At 37.9% G+C, this 14,514-nt stretch carries 21 protein-coding genes; 18 read left to right on the plus strand and 3 right to left on the minus strand.

Translation table 11 applies throughout. From position 1 onward, the window contains the following. From AC5JQI_RS19365 to AC5JQI_RS19430, 14 genes are all read left to right on the plus strand, one after another. Nucleotides 1–594: a hypothetical protein gene (locus AC5JQI_RS19365; protein WP_493914829.1), complete on the plus strand. Its 594-nt coding sequence runs from the start codon at nt 1–3 to the stop codon at nt 592–594. A 77-nt stretch (nt 595–671) separates the two neighbouring features. Further along, entirely contained in the window at nt 672–917 is a 246-nt protein-coding gene (locus AC5JQI_RS19370) for a sugar ABC transporter substrate-binding protein (RefSeq protein ID WP_493914830.1), read from the plus strand. Nucleotides 918–1,176: 259 nt separating this feature from the next. Then, entirely contained in the window at nt 1,177–1,470 is a 294-nt protein-coding gene (locus AC5JQI_RS19375; protein WP_493914831.1) for a hypothetical protein, read from the plus strand. A 488-nt stretch (nt 1,471–1,958) separates the two neighbouring features. Next, nucleotides 1,959–2,609: an LPD29 domain-containing protein gene (locus AC5JQI_RS19380; RefSeq protein ID WP_493914832.1), complete on the plus strand. Its 651-nt coding sequence runs from the start codon at nt 1,959–1,961 to the stop codon at nt 2,607–2,609. 242 nt (nt 2,610–2,851) lie between these two features. Beyond that, the gene (locus AC5JQI_RS19385) at nt 2,852–3,298 is read left to right on the plus strand and encodes an antirestriction protein (protein ID WP_493914833.1); all 447 of its coding nucleotides are present in this window, start codon (nt 2,852–2,854) and stop codon (nt 3,296–3,298) included. A gap of 462 nt (nt 3,299–3,760) precedes the next feature. Further along, nucleotides 3,761–4,144, plus strand: coding sequence for a hypothetical protein (locus AC5JQI_RS19390; RefSeq protein ID WP_493914834.1), 384 nt, complete (start codon nt 3,761–3,763; stop codon nt 4,142–4,144). Nucleotides 4,145–4,772: 628 nt separating this feature from the next. Further along, entirely contained in the window at nt 4,773–5,105 is a 333-nt protein-coding gene (locus AC5JQI_RS19395; protein ID WP_493914835.1) for a DUF3085 domain-containing protein, read from the plus strand. Between the two features lie 5 nt (nt 5,106–5,110). Beyond that, the gene (locus tag AC5JQI_RS19400; protein WP_493914836.1) at nt 5,111–5,440 is read left to right on the plus strand and encodes a DUF5983 family protein; all 330 of its coding nucleotides are present in this window, start codon (nt 5,111–5,113) and stop codon (nt 5,438–5,440) included. Between the two features lie 68 nt (nt 5,441–5,508). Next, on the plus strand, nt 5,509–5,787 hold the full coding sequence (locus tag AC5JQI_RS19405; RefSeq protein WP_493914837.1) for a type II toxin-antitoxin system RelE/ParE family toxin: 279 nt from the start codon (nt 5,509–5,511) through the stop codon (nt 5,785–5,787). Further along, nucleotides 5,787–6,083, plus strand: coding sequence for a HigA family addiction module antitoxin (locus AC5JQI_RS19410; protein ID WP_493914739.1), 297 nt, complete (start codon nt 5,787–5,789; stop codon nt 6,081–6,083). The genes AC5JQI_RS19405 and AC5JQI_RS19410 overlap by 1 nt, the downstream gene beginning before the upstream one ends. 149 nt (nt 6,084–6,232) lie before the next feature. After that, nucleotides 6,233–7,327 (plus strand): glycosyltransferase family 9 protein, encoded by a 1,095-nt coding sequence (locus AC5JQI_RS19415; protein ID WP_493914740.1) that lies wholly within the window; start codon nt 6,233–6,235, stop codon nt 7,325–7,327. A 645-nt stretch (nt 7,328–7,972) separates the two neighbouring features. Beyond that, a complete protein-coding gene (locus AC5JQI_RS19420) occupies nt 7,973–8,323 on the plus strand; it encodes a type II toxin-antitoxin system RelE/ParE family toxin (protein WP_493914741.1) in 351 nt (116 codons plus the stop codon). After that, the gene (locus AC5JQI_RS19425; protein WP_493914742.1) at nt 8,320–8,622 is read left to right on the plus strand and encodes a helix-turn-helix domain-containing protein; all 303 of its coding nucleotides are present in this window, start codon (nt 8,320–8,322) and stop codon (nt 8,620–8,622) included. The genes AC5JQI_RS19420 and AC5JQI_RS19425 overlap by 4 nt, the downstream gene beginning before the upstream one ends. Nucleotides 8,623–9,185: 563 nt before the next feature. Then, nucleotides 9,186–10,814, plus strand: coding sequence for a DUF4942 domain-containing protein (locus tag AC5JQI_RS19430; protein ID WP_493914743.1), 1,629 nt, complete (start codon nt 9,186–9,188; stop codon nt 10,812–10,814). Between the two features lie 9 nt (nt 10,815–10,823). On the opposite strand, the gene AC5JQI_RS19435 is transcribed toward AC5JQI_RS19430, so the two are convergent. After that, entirely contained in the window at nt 10,824–10,946 is a 123-nt protein-coding gene (locus AC5JQI_RS19435) for a hypothetical protein (RefSeq protein WP_493914744.1), read from the minus strand. Between the two features lie 724 nt (nt 10,947–11,670). Between AC5JQI_RS19435 and AC5JQI_RS19440 the strand changes: the two genes are divergently transcribed. After that, nucleotides 11,671–11,832, plus strand: coding sequence for a hypothetical protein (locus tag AC5JQI_RS19440; RefSeq protein WP_493914745.1), 162 nt, complete (start codon nt 11,671–11,673; stop codon nt 11,830–11,832). A gap of 120 nt (nt 11,833–11,952) precedes the next feature. Further along, nucleotides 11,953–12,222, plus strand: a complete 270-nt coding sequence (locus AC5JQI_RS19445) for a hypothetical protein (RefSeq protein ID WP_493914746.1) — start codon at nt 11,953–11,955, stop codon at nt 12,220–12,222. Nucleotides 12,223–12,306: 84 nt separating this feature from the next. On the opposite strand, the gene AC5JQI_RS19450 is transcribed toward AC5JQI_RS19445, so the two are convergent. Further along, nucleotides 12,307–12,618, minus strand: a complete 312-nt coding sequence (locus AC5JQI_RS19450; protein WP_493914747.1) for a hypothetical protein — start codon at nt 12,616–12,618, stop codon at nt 12,307–12,309. Between the two features lie 79 nt (nt 12,619–12,697). Between AC5JQI_RS19450 and AC5JQI_RS19455 the strand changes: the two genes are divergently transcribed. Then, on the plus strand, nt 12,698–13,516 hold the full coding sequence (locus AC5JQI_RS19455; protein WP_493914748.1) for a DUF932 domain-containing protein: 819 nt from the start codon (nt 12,698–12,700) through the stop codon (nt 13,514–13,516). Nucleotides 13,517–13,586: 70 nt separating this feature from the next. On the opposite strand, the gene AC5JQI_RS19460 is transcribed toward AC5JQI_RS19455, so the two are convergent. Then, on the minus strand, nt 13,587–13,937 hold the full coding sequence (locus AC5JQI_RS19460) for a molybdopterin-guanine dinucleotide biosynthesis protein MobC (protein ID WP_493914749.1): 351 nt from the start codon (nt 13,935–13,937) through the stop codon (nt 13,587–13,589). Between the two features lie 266 nt (nt 13,938–14,203). Here AC5JQI_RS19460 and mobA point away from each other — a divergent pair, with 266 nt between their 5' ends. Next, nucleotides 14,204–14,509: a plasmid mobilization protein MobA gene (gene mobA, locus AC5JQI_RS19465; RefSeq protein WP_493914750.1), complete on the plus strand. Its 306-nt coding sequence runs from the start codon at nt 14,204–14,206 to the stop codon at nt 14,507–14,509. The last annotated feature ends 5 nt before the right edge of the window (nt 14,510–14,514 follow it).

Below are 14,514 nucleotides of genomic sequence, written 5' to 3' on the forward strand. Positions count from 1 at the left end.
ATGAGTAAGAAAAAGCAGTTTTATTATCTGGATTCTGAAAACAAAGAACATGGAAAATTATTAAATTTTCTGAGTTCTCGTAAAAATCGCTCACAGAGTACAAGAGACGGCCTTACTCTACTTCATGGATTAGAGCAGCTTGATAAAACACTTCCTGATATGTTGCTAGCAGTTATGAATAACGATGGAATAGCTAGTGAGGTATTACAGATATTAAGGCTATTCACTTCATCTACTAATGAATCTGTAGAAATTAGACAATCCTTTAATGCTCAGGAAATCATTGGTTATCAGTGTCGAACTATAGATGAGTACTCTCCTGAGGGGCAATGGACTCCATGGTATCCTATAACAGAGAAACTCTATAGAGAAGAATTGGCTAACTTGAATAAAAAAATACAGGTGCGAGCACTATATGCTAACCCTCAAGGTGATAGTAATAATGAAAAGTATGTAAATCTTCAAGGTAATGGTAATACAGAAGAAGTGGCACAAAGAGAAAATGAAATCCCTGAAAGTAATAGTATATCGGGTAATAATCCTTCAAATAATGAAGGTATTAACAACGCAAAAAAAATGTTTAAGATAAAATAATCATATATAAGCTGAGCAAATTTAAATGCTCTGAAAATTATTTTTAATAATCATTTAAGGTCGGAAGAGAATAGTTTATGAAACAGTTATACCACAACGAAGGGGCTAGCGGTTCTAATAAATATACATTCGAAATTTATCAATTGGATAATGGCTCATACTTTGCTGTAAGCCGGCATTGGAATCGTAAATTAAACAAAATTATCAAGGAAGACCAATTCACAGTCGCTACACGGAAAGAGCTACGTGAACAAGATTATCCTCGTACTCGACAAGTTAAAATTTTCCTGAATTCGGATTTTTGGAAAGATGATCACGATTAAGTTTTTTCTTGCAAGTAAGCAAGGAATTTATAGAAATTAAAACAATGAGCTTCAAGTAAGGTCTTAATTGGGGCACCGGAGGCATTTTACCCGCTTCCTCGGGTAAAATGTCGCCTGTACTACGCTAACCGCCTCAAAAAACGGCGGTAAGCTCCGCAGAACCCCGCAAGCGGGTTTCTGTCCTGTCGGATAACAAGCGATGCTTAAGGACAGAGTTAGAGACAATCTAAATTAAATAAGCAATTATCGGGCTAAAAATATGAGATATATATGTCCTAAGTGTGGTGAGCAGGTTTGTTTTTTTATTGAACAATCTATAGAATATAAGCGTTTAGTTAATATAGAAACAGGAAAGCTTGAAGCGGAAACCAAAACAGATATAAAAAAGTCTTACTATTTATTTGATGATTATGGTGTTAGGCGTAGTAATCGATATTGTGATTGGTCTGAAAGTTTGTTTGATAATGAAGAAATTATGGGGGATCTTGAGGGGACGAGAGATTTTGTCGATAATTTTGATAAATTAAGCCCCTATCAGGATAGCGATAATTAATTAAAAGTGTAGCGAATTTATTTCTCTATATGTCGCTGATATATTCTTTCGTCTCCGACCATCGAACCATTGAGTGGCTTCTAATTCTGTGTTTTTAGCGCTTAGCAGGGCGGGAGGAGGAGTGGGGTACTTGTTAGTCCCCCTTTGCTTCGGCGGATAGGGTTCTGCGTTCCCTGAAACATGAGTAAGCCGCCTTTTATTTGATGGAGTTCTCCCTGTGGTTATGCATCACATCGGTGCTTTTGGCGTTGTCTTAAATAACAAAACATGATCAATATATAATATATAATATATAAAATCCTATTTGCAATTTTAGTGTTATTAATTATTTTTAGCATCTTGATTTTTATTAAAATAATAGATAATTATTTCATGAAAAACAATTATTAATTATTGAATGTTAACGTCATTATTTGTATAATACATTCATTGAATTAGCGATAATGTTAATTCACGGTGCCGCCCCGCTTGGCGTGGGAATATACAAAATGAGCATTAAGATTCTAAATGTTGGTAGCTGCCTTAGTAATAAAGATTACTCTGAATCTCGCTTTGTAGTAAGCGAAGTTATCAAATTAAATGTCAATACAAACATTGATAATGAAGAAGTTGGAAATTTAATCAACTATGTTCTTCTAAATATTGATGTCCCTTCAATAATTAATATTTCACACTCTGATGTATCCCGTTGTGGTTGGGAAATATTAGATCCTTCTTTGTCCAAAAAAGAATCTAATATTCGTAAAGAATTGATCGTCGCTAATAAAAATAATCTTGAAAAAGAAATTGCAATTAGCAAGGAGATTATTGATTCACCAAATAATATTATGCTATATATTTATGATCATAGTGAAAGTGAATCTAAGTTTGTAGCTAGGAATATTCGTAAATTTTTAAAATTCCATTTTCATGGTGTGAAGTTTTCAGTAAGGATGGATGGAGGTAATGCTGTAAATGTTAATTGGGAAGATAGCCCCACAAAAGAGGCTGTAGAAGGTGTTATAGGGTGTTTTAAAAAGGGTTATTTTGATTCAATGAATAAAATATACGAGTACAATAATGATCCTTTCAATATAGCGTTTGGAGGGGTTAAATATTTGTTTATTAATCGTAATTATTCTGATGGATTAATTAAATAAGCTATTCATATTCTATCTCGTAAATGTGGTGATGATATAATTGTAAGTGAACAAACTTTAAAGGAATATAAGATAGGGGATCTCTGGACAGTTCACCATAATAAATTTAAATATGGATTACATGGCGAATTAAATGGAATAATGAATTCTCTTAACAAATATCCTATAAACTAATTTAGTTAATTATTGGTTGTTGTTATATAAATGCCATTCTTTCATTTGTTAATAGCAATCAAATTTATATGAATATGAAAACAATGAATGATAATACGATTAGAAAATTTTTTTACTCTTATACCAAAGAAAGGAATAATATTTTTTTTAAAGCTTTTTTTGGTGATAAGTATTTTGAAGAAGCTAAAGATATGATGGAGCGTTCCGCATCCTATTATATAGAAAATTACTCTATTTGTTCCTGGAAGTGTTATAAATTATCTTGTGGTAGCGGTTATATAGCTCCGTCAATAGAAGGTGCTTTAAAAGTAAACATTGATAATAAATTTTCTTTCGATGAACTTAGCGCCGATGCTTTAGGTATCATTTTAACCATTCAAATTCTTAATGTGTTGAGCTGGTATGCCTTTGGTTATGGCGATAATGTTGCTTGCGTTAGAATGATGACATTCATTGAAAAACTAAAGCTATTTGCCAATCAACTTCCTGAAAAAATAAGATACTTTTGGCAATAAAATAGTCTAAATTAAATTTGGTCTATTAATTTATCCAAGTTTTGAATATTTATTCCATATAAAACAAAAAGTAATTATTGAAAATGAATGTCATTGCTCGCGTAATATATTCATTTAATTTACAATGGTTCCAATTAATGGCTCTGCCGAATTTCTGGAACAATTCGGCAGTATGACACAATAATATTTAATATGAGGTTTATATTATGTCTTTAAATATTTCACATCATGCAAAAGATTCGCTTACCATTATACATCACGCAGAAGATATAGCAATGTGGAAATCTGTTAGGTCTATTCCCATGACTAAATCACAGTGGGAATTTTTTACATTTTGGCTGAACGTATTTAGTCGATACTACAGATAATATCTTATATCTAAGTGGCATTATTAGATGCCACTTATTGAATGTAAATAACAAATACTCCAAAAATAAATTTATCAATATAAAGAGATTAACTATGTCTGGATTGGCTATATCACAAACACTTATTAGCTCTATTGTTCGTGCATACAGAGAATATAAGATTGATTGTATGCCGTTAGGTTTGTCATGGTCTGAGGCGGGAGAAGTAGCGGGAAAAGTGCTTTATCAGGCAAATATAAATTCATTTAATATTCGTTATAGTGTTAAGAAAGAAGGGAAATTTGTTTTTGATCCTTTTTCTCCTCTGCTTTCAGTTCCACGATTGATAGAGGCATTAGCATGTATTGAGTATCAATGTAGTGGCCTTGAAAACTTCAAGGCTACAATAGCTTATGAAATCATTGATCATCTATGCGCTAATTTGGTTGAGAGACTTGATGGCTATCGTGATGCAGTTGAAGAAAATAATTGTTTGTAGCGTCCACGTTGTGAACGCGCCGCTTCACCGTCCGGCGATGCCGGACTTAAAGGATACCGGGCAAGCCTGGCCTTTTTACAGACAAAGACCGCATTCTGGTGTTTTTCTTTGGGGCGCAGCTTAGCGCGGTGCTTCTTGCGCCGTGACAGACGCTTGCACAGTGTATGCTGTTATTAAATCAGTATTTTCATCTGCACGATCTGCTCGCATTCACTCCTGTTGGTCGTTTCTTTGTGCTGATGCCAACTGTACCCACGAAAATGGATCGCTTGCAGCGTCCACTATGTGTACGCGCCGCTCTTCACCGTCCGGCGATGCCGGACTCAAAGGTTACCGGTCAAGACCGGCCTTTTTACTGTCAAAGGGCATTTTCCGGTGTATCCCCTTGAGTCCCAGCTTAGCGCGGTGCATCTTGCGCCGTGACAGACGCTTGCACAGGGCGTGCCGTCATCAAGTCCGTATCCTCGCCCGTTCGCATTCACTCCCTTTGGTCGTTTCTTTGCGCTGCGGCCTGCGGTAGCTCCCTTGACGCCGTCCCTTAAACCCTGTGCCGATAAAGAGTCACGGCGCAAGACTCCCCGCGCCCGGCAAAAAGCCAAAAGGGGAAATACACCGGAAAGGAAGTTTTATGCTGAAATTTATTTCTCAAGATATTGTGAAGGTTTTTGAAATAGCTTTACAGGAAAAGCGCGGAGTCTGGCTAGTCAAGGATCATGGGGTTTATTTGATGCCTAATATTGAAGGTAAACCGCCTGCTATTGCATATGCACAAGGGCTAAATCCTGATGTCGATGGTGATATTTACGATGAAGTTCGTAAAGAATGCGGCGGTGATGATTTTGCTGAATTTTTTAAGCATGATGAATCACGCTTCCAGCGTATTTTTCATGAAAAACTCGATCTTAACGTTAGCATAACGAAGACAGCAATTAATTTGAAAACGGTCAGACAAGGGAGTTGATGCACATGAAATTAGCCATTGCTTCATCTCTATCACAATGTACGATACTGCGGTGCAGTACTGACCACCTTATGATAGGCGATGCTCTGTTGTTAGGAGGAATTTCTTGGTTACGTCAAGAAATGGGGGACAATGAATGGATTCATTCTACTGGCTCAGGTTTTTTGATTCGTCTAAATGCAGTTTCTAACCCGCTACTAATATTAAAAAATTTTGGGTTATCAAAACCGGCTAGAAGGTTGATTGCAAACTATATAAAGACACATGACATTGAATTAATTCATTTTGCAGCTGAATTTGATGTTTTAACCGAATTTCCTGTATTTGATTGGTAAAAAAGTGTTGCACAGTGAGGAGCACCTTGTTATACTGCTCCTCGTTGCGCAACATGGAGCGATTGGTGATGATAAAGAGTTTTAAGCATAAGGGATTACGTTTATTTTTTGAATCGGGGACAACATCTAGAATTAATCCCCAACATGCAAAAAAGCTCAGAGAACGACTTGCTGTTATTCATAATGCGGAGGTAATAGGGGAAATGAATTTGCCTGGATACAACCTACATCCGTTAACTGGGAATAGGCGAGGGCAATGGTCTATTACTGTTTCAGGGAATTTACGTGTAATATTCGAGTTTATTGATGGTGATGCGTATATTGTTAACTATGAGGATTATCACTAATGAAAATGTATAACCCGCCTCACCCCGGCGAAATCATAGCCGGAAATTTAGAAGACTTGGGGTTAAGTATTCGCGATCTTGCTCGGGCACTAAATGTTGCTTCTTCTACAGCACAACGCCTTGTGACAGGTAAAACTATAGTCACTCCAGAAATGGCAGTGAAGTTATCTAAGGTTCTAGGTAGTACTCCTCGCTTTTGGCTGAAATTGCAAGATACTTATAGCCTTTATCATGCTGAAAAAACAGTTGATACTTCAAAATTAACCACGCTGTTTACGCCAGCGAATTTATCTTGAGTTTGATACAGATAATATAATTAGGCGGTATTAATCTAAATGCCGTTTAATTATATGTGTAATGAAATTTACTTGTTTATATTATATGGAACATACTAGTTCCATAGTTTTATAAAGTACCGTTTGTTAAGTTTTAGAAAAGGCATATAGTGAATAAATATTTAAAATACAAGTTGGTCGATCTGTTTTTACAAGGTTATACTAAGAAAAAGGATTTTACTCATTCGAGAAGGGAGTTTAATAATCTAAAAGAAAAGGAATTCAAAAATATAATAATATATTCCACTACTGCATTAGGGGACTTTTTTATGAACACCCCAGCAATACATGCTATCAGGAATAGATATAGAAATGCATTTATCACATTGATATGCCATCAGAGTTTTAAAGATTTTTTTGATGGGGGATCTGATTGGGACAGAGTTGTTGTATGGAATAACAAAGTTAATCACGTTCCAAATTTGTTGAAAGAAATAAAAGAAAATGGAACGCCGGATTTAGCTGTGATATTACATTCACATAATCCTTATGATTATTTAAGTGCTGTTATGTCTGGTGCTAAATATGTGTTTAGGGATAATTATTGTGAAAATAAATTAATTGAAAAATGGTTAACTAATTATGTTGAATCATTTAATGGGCATCTTATAAAAAGAAAACTTGAATTAATCAAACCATTAGGTTGTGATATAGAATCAGAACATTGCATTGAAATGCATGCGCCATGCGATGTTAAATCCATTAATAAAGACTATGCTTCTATTGGCTTCCAAATGGGGGCTTCATCATCTGAACGTTGCTGGCCTGTGAAAAATTTTGTTCAGGTGGCATTAGATCTTTTTAAGAATGATAATGCAGCACAGTTAGCATTGATTGGCTCTTCTAATGATATTTACTTGCAACAAGAGTTTATGCAATTATTACCAAAGGAATATCATAATAGAGTAAATCAGTTAATTGGAAAAACAAAATTAGCTGAGCTAACACAAAAAATAAGTGAGCTAGATTTATTGGTTACTGGAGATACTGGACCAATGCATATTGCTATTGCTCTAAAAGTACCTACAGTGAGCCTTTTTGTTACAGCTTGTTATTCTGCAACTGGTCCATATCAAGATCCTGAAATACATAAGGTAATTTTTGGAACAGCATTATCATTGAATAAACATGAGCATATTATGGATTGTATATCGCCAAATATGGTGATTGATGAAGTAGATCGTATTGTCGCTCATCGGAAATGATTTGATGATTATTTTGCGCGCTTACAACACCCACATTGTAAGCGCGCCGCTTTACTATCCCACGATGTCGGACTTAAAGAATACCGTGCAAGCCCTGCCTTTTTATAGATAAAAGACGCTTTCCGGTGTTTCCTCTTGAGCCACAGATTAGCGCGGTGCTTCCTACTTTGTGACAGACGCTTGCACAGGGCGTGCCGTCATCAAGTCCGTATCCTCACCCGTTCGCATTCACTCCCGCAGGTCGCTCTTTTGCGCTACGGCCAACAATATCAACGAAAATGGATCGCTTGCAGCGTCCACGTTGTGTACGCGCCGCTCTTCACCATCCGGCATAGCCGGACTTAAAGGATACCGGGCAAGCCCGGCCTTTTTACTGCCAAAGAACGCTTTCCGGTGTTTCCCCTTGAGTCCCAGCTTAGCGCAGTGCATCTTGCGCCCGGCAAAAAGCCAAAAGGGGAATACACCGGAAAGAAGCTAATTTTTCTCAGCCCGACCGAGAAAATACTTCCGCCAAATATAGGTAGAAAAGTGAGCTTATCACTGGCTCGCGATTATCTTAAGAGGAATCTTTCGTTTTAATGAAAGTTTCCTCTTGATCTAAGTTTTACTTTGAGTTAATATTAATTATAGAAAAAGGAGATAGTAATGATTGAAATTTTTTTCCATCAAGTGGCTGATTTAGAAGTAGATAATTTATCAATCACATTACAGGCAAAATTTTATTCCTTGATTGAAATGTTATCAGAAAAGCCCCATTTATTGAGAGAACCACATTGCAAGCTACTTGATCAAAAAAATAAAATCTTTGAACTCAGGGCAGGAGATGGCAACAATATAGCCCGTGGTACTTGGTGTTATGGTGAAGAAAAAAACACTATTTATATTTTGAGCTTTTTCATAAAAAAAACTCAAAAAACAGATCCAAAAGATATACAAGCAGCTATCAATAGAAAGAAAGATATGATTCGTTTGTATCAAAGAGGAGAGTTAGCATGAAAAAAGTAACAACATTTCGTGAGAAATTAGAAGCTAAGAAAAAAGAGGGAAATCCTGAATTTATTCAAGAATTTAATGAACACAAAAAAGCCCTTGAATTGCATATACAACTACAAGAACAAATGAGATCATGGAGAGAGCAAGCGGGGTTAACTAGTGCCGAAATTGCAGTAAAAATGGGAGTAACCCCGCCTACAATATCTAAACTTGAAAAAAGTGCAGATAGAGCAAGTGTCGAAAGAATATTAAAATATGCAAGCGCCTGCGGATTGAAAGAAATAAGAATCAATGTAATGTAATTTATGCGGCTCTAATTTATCCCCGTAATTTGTTGCGGGGATTTTTCATAATTGGACGTTACCCACTCTAAATACTGAACTTAGTTTATGAGATGCATTAGCTATTTTCCTGAGTGTTTTTTCACCGTTAACAGCGGAGGTTGTTAGCTGCCAGCATTGAGCTGTCTGCTAACAATTTAAAATCCCGCTTGCAGCGCCCACGTTGTGTACGCGCCGCTCTTCACCGTCCGGCAATGCCGGACTCAAAGGATACCGGTCAAGACCGGCCTTTTTACTGCCAAAGGGCATTTTCCGGTGTTTCCCCTTGAGTCCCAGCTTAGCGCGGTGCATCTTGCGCCGTGACAGACGCTTGCACAAGGCGTGCCGGCGTCAAGTCCGTATCCTCGCCCGTTCGCATCCACTCCCGTTGGTCGCTCCTTTGCTCTGCGGCCTGCGGTAGCTCCCTTGACTCCGTCCCTTAAACCCTGTGCCGCTAAAGAGTCACGGCGCAAGACGCCCCGCGCCCGGCAAGAAGCCAAAAGGGGAAATACACCGGAAAGAAACCAAGAAGTTGGAGTAAAAATATGAGTGAAATTACTATCAATCAGAATGCGTCAATTTTTGACGAGCAATTTTTTGCGCCAGCGTCATCAGACTTTATTGATAGCCTTATTGGTGAGTACCGATTATTAAGGGAAAACATCGAAAAGATATCTAATTCACTCAGTAGTCATGAAGTGTCAGTTCGCCATTTTCTAAAAGGAAACGGCTATGAAAATAGAGCTTGTGACGTATCTAAAGTATTTGCGCGTGATGGAGCTATAGCAAGCCTAAATGCGGCATTCTGGCAAAAAACTATTGATATGACAGATGTTTATGAATATATGCCAAATAAACGCCGTAGTGAATGGAGTGAATCGATCAGAGAAATGAAGACACCAGAATTTGAGGAGGAAACGGTTAGATTTACGATGAATGATCTTTTAAATTCTCGGAAAAAATTTTTTTCTGAGCGCGTTGACGGAATTTTTCGCGCCTTATCTGGGGAGCATGTTACGAACAGGCCTGAAGGGTTCGGGAAACGGATGATTTTATCCAGAATTTTCGATGACTCGGGGCACTTAAATTACGATAGAAAAGGGTATATCCATGATTTACGCCATATTATAGCTAAGTTTATGGGGCTGGAAGAACCCACATACGATCTGACAGACCGTGCTTTACGCACTGCTCGTGCAAGGCATGGGGAATGGCAGATCATTGATGGCGGTACTTTGCGTATTAGGGCATATCTGAAAGGCACAGTTCACCTTGAAGTTCATCCCGAAATGGCTTGGAGACTTAATAGTATTTTGGCTTTCCTTCATCCTAAGGCAATTCCGTCTGAATTTAGGCAGAAGCCAAAACGTAAGCTAAAAGAGTTTACTATGGTAGATACCCCACTAAATTATCATGTTCGTAATATCTTAAATAAAATGAAAGCAGAACGACATAGAGCTTATCGCGATTATTACGGCGAGGCTAGAGAACCTCTAACAACGAACCCATTTAATCTAACAATTTATTTAGATGATCGGGCGATGCTGGAGCAAGTTGATAAGGTATTGCGATCTATAGGAGGGGTGTTATTTAAACCCAAACGCAATAGCCGTGTGATCGCCCATATTTGGGAATTTGATTATGATCCAGAGGTGGTAATGGGAGAAATAATCTCTTCTGGTTGCATCCCCGAAAAAAAATCGCATCAGTATTATCCGACACCAAGCGAACTGGCGGAGGTTGCTATACACATGGCAGAAATTAATGGCCATCATCGGTGTTTAGAACCAAGCGCGGGGCAAGGTGGTTTGGCTAAATTTATGCCTAAAGAACGTACCACATGTATTGAAATATCAGCTTTGCATTGCAAAATTCTCGAAACCAAAGGGTTTACGGCGCTACAAAGTGATTTTCTTAAGTGCGCTGAATCAACCACAGACAAATTTGACCGTATCGTAATGAATCCTCCATTCAGCGAGGGGCGAGCAAAAGCACATGTAGAGGCAGCATTAGGATTACTTTCTGATAATGGGATCTTGGTGGCAATCTTACCTGCTGGGATGAAAAATAAATCGTTACAGAATGGATTTTCGTATGAGTGGTCTGATGTGTACTCAAATATGTTTGTTGATGCATCAATTGATGTAGTCATTTTAAAGGCACAAAAAGAATAGAGAGAATCCTCATCCCGTATGAATACAGGATGAGGAAACTATCACTTTAGCCGGTGTAGCTGGCATAGAGCCGATACCGCCAATAAAACAGCCCGCTTGCAGCGTCCACAATGTGGACGCGCCGCTTTTCACCGTCTGGAGATGCCGGACTCAAAGGATGCCGAACCAGCCCAGCTTTTTTCTTTGCTAGTATTCTGATGTTTTCCCGCTAATTGTTGCTTAATGTGGAACATTTAGAAATTTCCGAAGAGTTATATTATTTTTATGAAAACATCGCCAAGAGGCTGATAAATAATCAACTTCGTTTGGTTCTGTGTTATATGTTTTGTACCGTACTGGCTCGATAAAAGGTGCAATATTTGCAATTTTTAATGTTAATTAAATGATTGTTTGTTTTTTCCGCATCTAGCGAAATTGTTAGTAGCCGGAATTGAGCCGGCTACTAACAGTCTGAGGGCACGCTTGCAGCGTCCACGTTGTGGACACGCCGCTTCAACCGTCCGGCAAAGCCGGACTTAAAGGATACCGGTCAAAACCGGCCTTTTTACTGCCAAATGGCATTTTCCGGTGTTTCCCCTTGAGTCCCAGCTTAGCACGGTGCATCTTGCGCCGTGACAGACGCTTGCACAGGGCGTGCCGGCATCAAGTCCGTATCCTCGCCCGTTCGCATCCACTCCCGTTGGTCGCTCCTTTGCGCTGCGGCCTGCGGTAGCTCCCTTGACGCCGTCCCTTAAACCCTGTGCCGCTAAAGAGTCACGGCGCAAGACGCCCCGCGCCCGGCAAGAAGCCAAAAGGGGAAATACACCAGAAAGAAGGTTTTTGTACTGATATGCCCATGAGTGGCAAAGGGGTAAAAGTGAATATTTTTGAAGTTTGTTTTTTAGCTAAAAATTTTTATGGTGAGATTATTGAGTGTGTTCAGCATATCGAAGCAAAAGATAAGGATTTTGCTCGTATTCAGTGGGAAGAACAAAACAAAAATAAAGGTTATTGGTTTGAGTCTGTTTCACAAAAATAAGGGAATATTATTATGTCCGTATGCACTCTTTCAGATAAACATTTTAGTGCTGTTGTGCTCGCATATGAGAACTATTGCATTAACTGTACCCCGTTAAATTTGAATTGGTATGAGGCTAAAATGGAAGCAGGTAAGATATTGCATCAAGCAAATATTGATTCATTTAATCATCGGTATCAAGAAAATGTAATAGATTCTTTTGTTTTTGATTCGTCAGCGCCTCAACTTTCAGTTCCTGCCGTGCTGAAAGCATTGGATTGTATTGAATATCAATGCTGTGAGGCTGAAAACTATAAGCAAACTCTTGCTTATAAAATTATTCAACAATTACGCCTTAGCCTGATCTATAAGATTGATGGTTATGAAGAAGCACGTTGGTTTATTGACTAAAAAATTAAAACCGCAAGATAAATAGCTATTGATTAAATTTTTATTAAAAAGTCAGTAAATTTGCTGGCTTTTTTTGCTCGGTTCTTACAGTAACGGCATTGAGCCATTACTGTAAGAAAAAAGCATCGCTTGCAGTGAACTTGCGTTCACGCCGCTTTCACTATTGCCGCATATTTGCGGCAATGCTAAGGAAAAATATTCTTTTCTGGTGTCATCCCTTTTTATTATCTTTTTGCTCATGTCTACGTTTTTTGTGACAAAAGCTACGTCTGAGCGTTCAAAAATCAATATCGAACCCTCACCCGTTCGCACTCTCTCCCTATGGTCGTTTGCTTGCGCTGCGGCTTCCGGTATCTCGTTGATTTTTTCTCTTACTCTGACTTGCAAAGTAGTCACAGAAAACGCTTCCACGAGCAATTATGAGCTTGATAAATGGAAGGAATGACACCGGAAAAAAATCGGTAGGGAATATAATATGATTCGCATGTATAAAGGCTTTAAATCTGCAAATGTAGTTCGTAGTAGTACCCCTTTAAGTAATGATAATTTGATGAAGTATGTTCCTAGCATATTTTCTGATGACAAGCATGAGTCACGTTCTGAACGCTATACATATATCCCTACTGTGACATTACTTGATAATTTAAGAAAAGAAGGTTTTCAGCCATTTTATGCATGTCAGACGAAAGTTCGTGACGATGAAAAGCGTGGTCATGCTCGTCATATGTTGCGTTTACGACGTGAAGGAGAGATTTTGTTAGATGATGTCCCAGAGATTATTTTAGTTAATAGTCATGATGGGAGTAGTAGTTATCAAATGATCCCCGGTGTGTTTCGTTTTGTTTGTAATAATGGCTTAGTTTGTGGTGAAACATTTGGAGATATCCGCGTTCCTCATAAAGGTGATGTTGTCGGGAAAGTTATAGAAGGTGCTTATTCGGTCGTAGATATGTTTGGAAAAATAAATGATTCTCGTGATGAGATGAAAGACATTCAGATTAGCAAAGATGCACAGCTCGCCTTTGCTGAAAGCATATTAGAGTATAAGTATGATGATCATATACCAGTGCTACCACAAGACATTTTAGAACCTCGTAGACGGGAAGATAATAAAAATGACCTTTGGACAACTTATCAACGTGTACAAGAGAATATTATAAAAGGCGGAATTAGGGGTAAAACTGTTCAAGGTAAGAGAACTAGAACAAAGTCAGTTAATGGAATAACTGGAGATATAAAGCTAAACAATGCCATGTGGAGTTTAGCGGAAAAAATGAAAAATATTTTGGGGTAATGAATATTAAGCGGCGAATTTTGCCGCTTTTATTTATATAAAATTTAATTTTTAATTTGGTCTAGGCGCATTAGTATGGATTGTTTTGAGGTGCAATCATTTCTGATGAACCTTGTGTATTGATTTTTTCATCGGGAATCGTGGTTTTTTTATTTGATTTTCGTGATTTTTTTTGTTTTTTATTTTCTGAAATAACATCATTAATGTTTTTTACATTAACACTTATTCCAAGTTCTTCAAGTACTAATTTTATCTCACTTATCTTGTATCCTTTGTTGAGCGCTAATTCTAGTAATTCCTCTTTCATTTCATCCAGAGCTTGACGATGAGTCATCCTCTGTTTGTTTAAGTCTGGCATTTGTTTTAGCTTTTCTTTAGCTAAATTAACGTCTTCAATTGGTAAAAATTTCTTAGTAGCCATAAATCGCCTTTGTTAAAGAATATATGTTTTTTATGTCATATACAGTATACCTATCAAAATCACCTCAATAAACCATATAACCAGTATTTGAAGTAATGACAACAAGACACCCATAAAGTATAATCTAGATTACGTTATTCAAAAACGGGACCAGATGTGTTTTGTAGCACCGCCTGCACGCAGTCATTGCTAAAAACTCTTGGTCAGGGCAAAGCCCCGACACCCCAGCGAGACTATTTCTGACAGAACTAAGAGGGAAATACACCATGAGTAGAAGCGAGAATCGGAACAGAACTGCTTTGCTTCCTAGTATTCGTTGTTTCCCAGAAGAGAAAGAAGCTGTCAGGAAAAAGGCAGAAGTAGCAGGTCTAAGTATCGGAGCTTTTATGTTACGCAGTGCTTTGGGTCGTAGGATGGAAGCAAAATGTGATGCTGAGTTAATTATGGAACTTCGTCGTCTAGGTGGTTTGCAAAAGCACTTGTTTAAAGAGGGAGAAGGGGTGTTAAGTAAAGAATATTCTGAGGTATTGGTTTCTATTCAGAAAGCAATTTTGAAAGTTGGCTTGGAGTAATTTTA

Source organism: Xenorhabdus sp. XBWT (assembly GCF_059072735.1).

Excerpts from the sequence above, each read along its gene's own strand:
- AC5JQI_RS19365 (WP_493914829.1), top strand. The coding sequence starts at position 1 with ATGAGTAAGAAAAAGCAGTTTTATTATCTGGATTCTGAAAACAAAGAA.
- AC5JQI_RS19370 (WP_493914830.1), top strand. The coding sequence starts at position 672 with ATGAAACAGTTATACCACAACGAAGGGGCTAGCGGTTCTAATAAATAT.
- AC5JQI_RS19375 (WP_493914831.1), top strand. The coding sequence starts at position 1,177 with ATGAGATATATATGTCCTAAGTGTGGTGAGCAGGTTTGTTTTTTTATT.
- AC5JQI_RS19380 (WP_493914832.1), top strand. The coding sequence starts at position 1,959 with ATGAGCATTAAGATTCTAAATGTTGGTAGCTGCCTTAGTAATAAAGAT.
- AC5JQI_RS19385 (WP_493914833.1), top strand. The coding sequence starts at position 2,852 with ATGAATATGAAAACAATGAATGATAATACGATTAGAAAATTTTTTTAC.
- AC5JQI_RS19390 (WP_493914834.1), top strand. The coding sequence starts at position 3,761 with ATGTCTGGATTGGCTATATCACAAACACTTATTAGCTCTATTGTTCGT.
- AC5JQI_RS19395 (WP_493914835.1), top strand. The coding sequence starts at position 4,773 with ATGCTGAAATTTATTTCTCAAGATATTGTGAAGGTTTTTGAAATAGCT.
- AC5JQI_RS19400 (WP_493914836.1), top strand. The coding sequence starts at position 5,111 with ATGAAATTAGCCATTGCTTCATCTCTATCACAATGTACGATACTGCGG.
- AC5JQI_RS19405 (WP_493914837.1), top strand. The coding sequence starts at position 5,509 with ATGATAAAGAGTTTTAAGCATAAGGGATTACGTTTATTTTTTGAATCG.
- AC5JQI_RS19410 (WP_493914739.1), top strand. The coding sequence starts at position 5,787 with ATGAAAATGTATAACCCGCCTCACCCCGGCGAAATCATAGCCGGAAAT.
- AC5JQI_RS19420 (WP_493914741.1), top strand. The coding sequence starts at position 7,973 with ATGATTGAAATTTTTTTCCATCAAGTGGCTGATTTAGAAGTAGATAAT.
- AC5JQI_RS19425 (WP_493914742.1), top strand. The coding sequence starts at position 8,320 with ATGAAAAAAGTAACAACATTTCGTGAGAAATTAGAAGCTAAGAAAAAA.
- AC5JQI_RS19430 (WP_493914743.1), top strand. The coding sequence starts at position 9,186 with ATGAGTGAAATTACTATCAATCAGAATGCGTCAATTTTTGACGAGCAA.
- AC5JQI_RS19445 (WP_493914746.1), top strand. The coding sequence starts at position 11,953 with ATGGAAGCAGGTAAGATATTGCATCAAGCAAATATTGATTCATTTAAT.
- AC5JQI_RS19455 (WP_493914748.1), top strand. The coding sequence starts at position 12,698 with ATGATTCGCATGTATAAAGGCTTTAAATCTGCAAATGTAGTTCGTAGT.
- AC5JQI_RS19460 (WP_493914749.1), bottom strand. The coding sequence starts at position 13,937 with ATGGCTACTAAGAAATTTTTACCAATTGAAGACGTTAATTTAGCTAAA.
- mobA (WP_493914750.1), top strand. The coding sequence starts at position 14,204 with ATGAGTAGAAGCGAGAATCGGAACAGAACTGCTTTGCTTCCTAGTATT.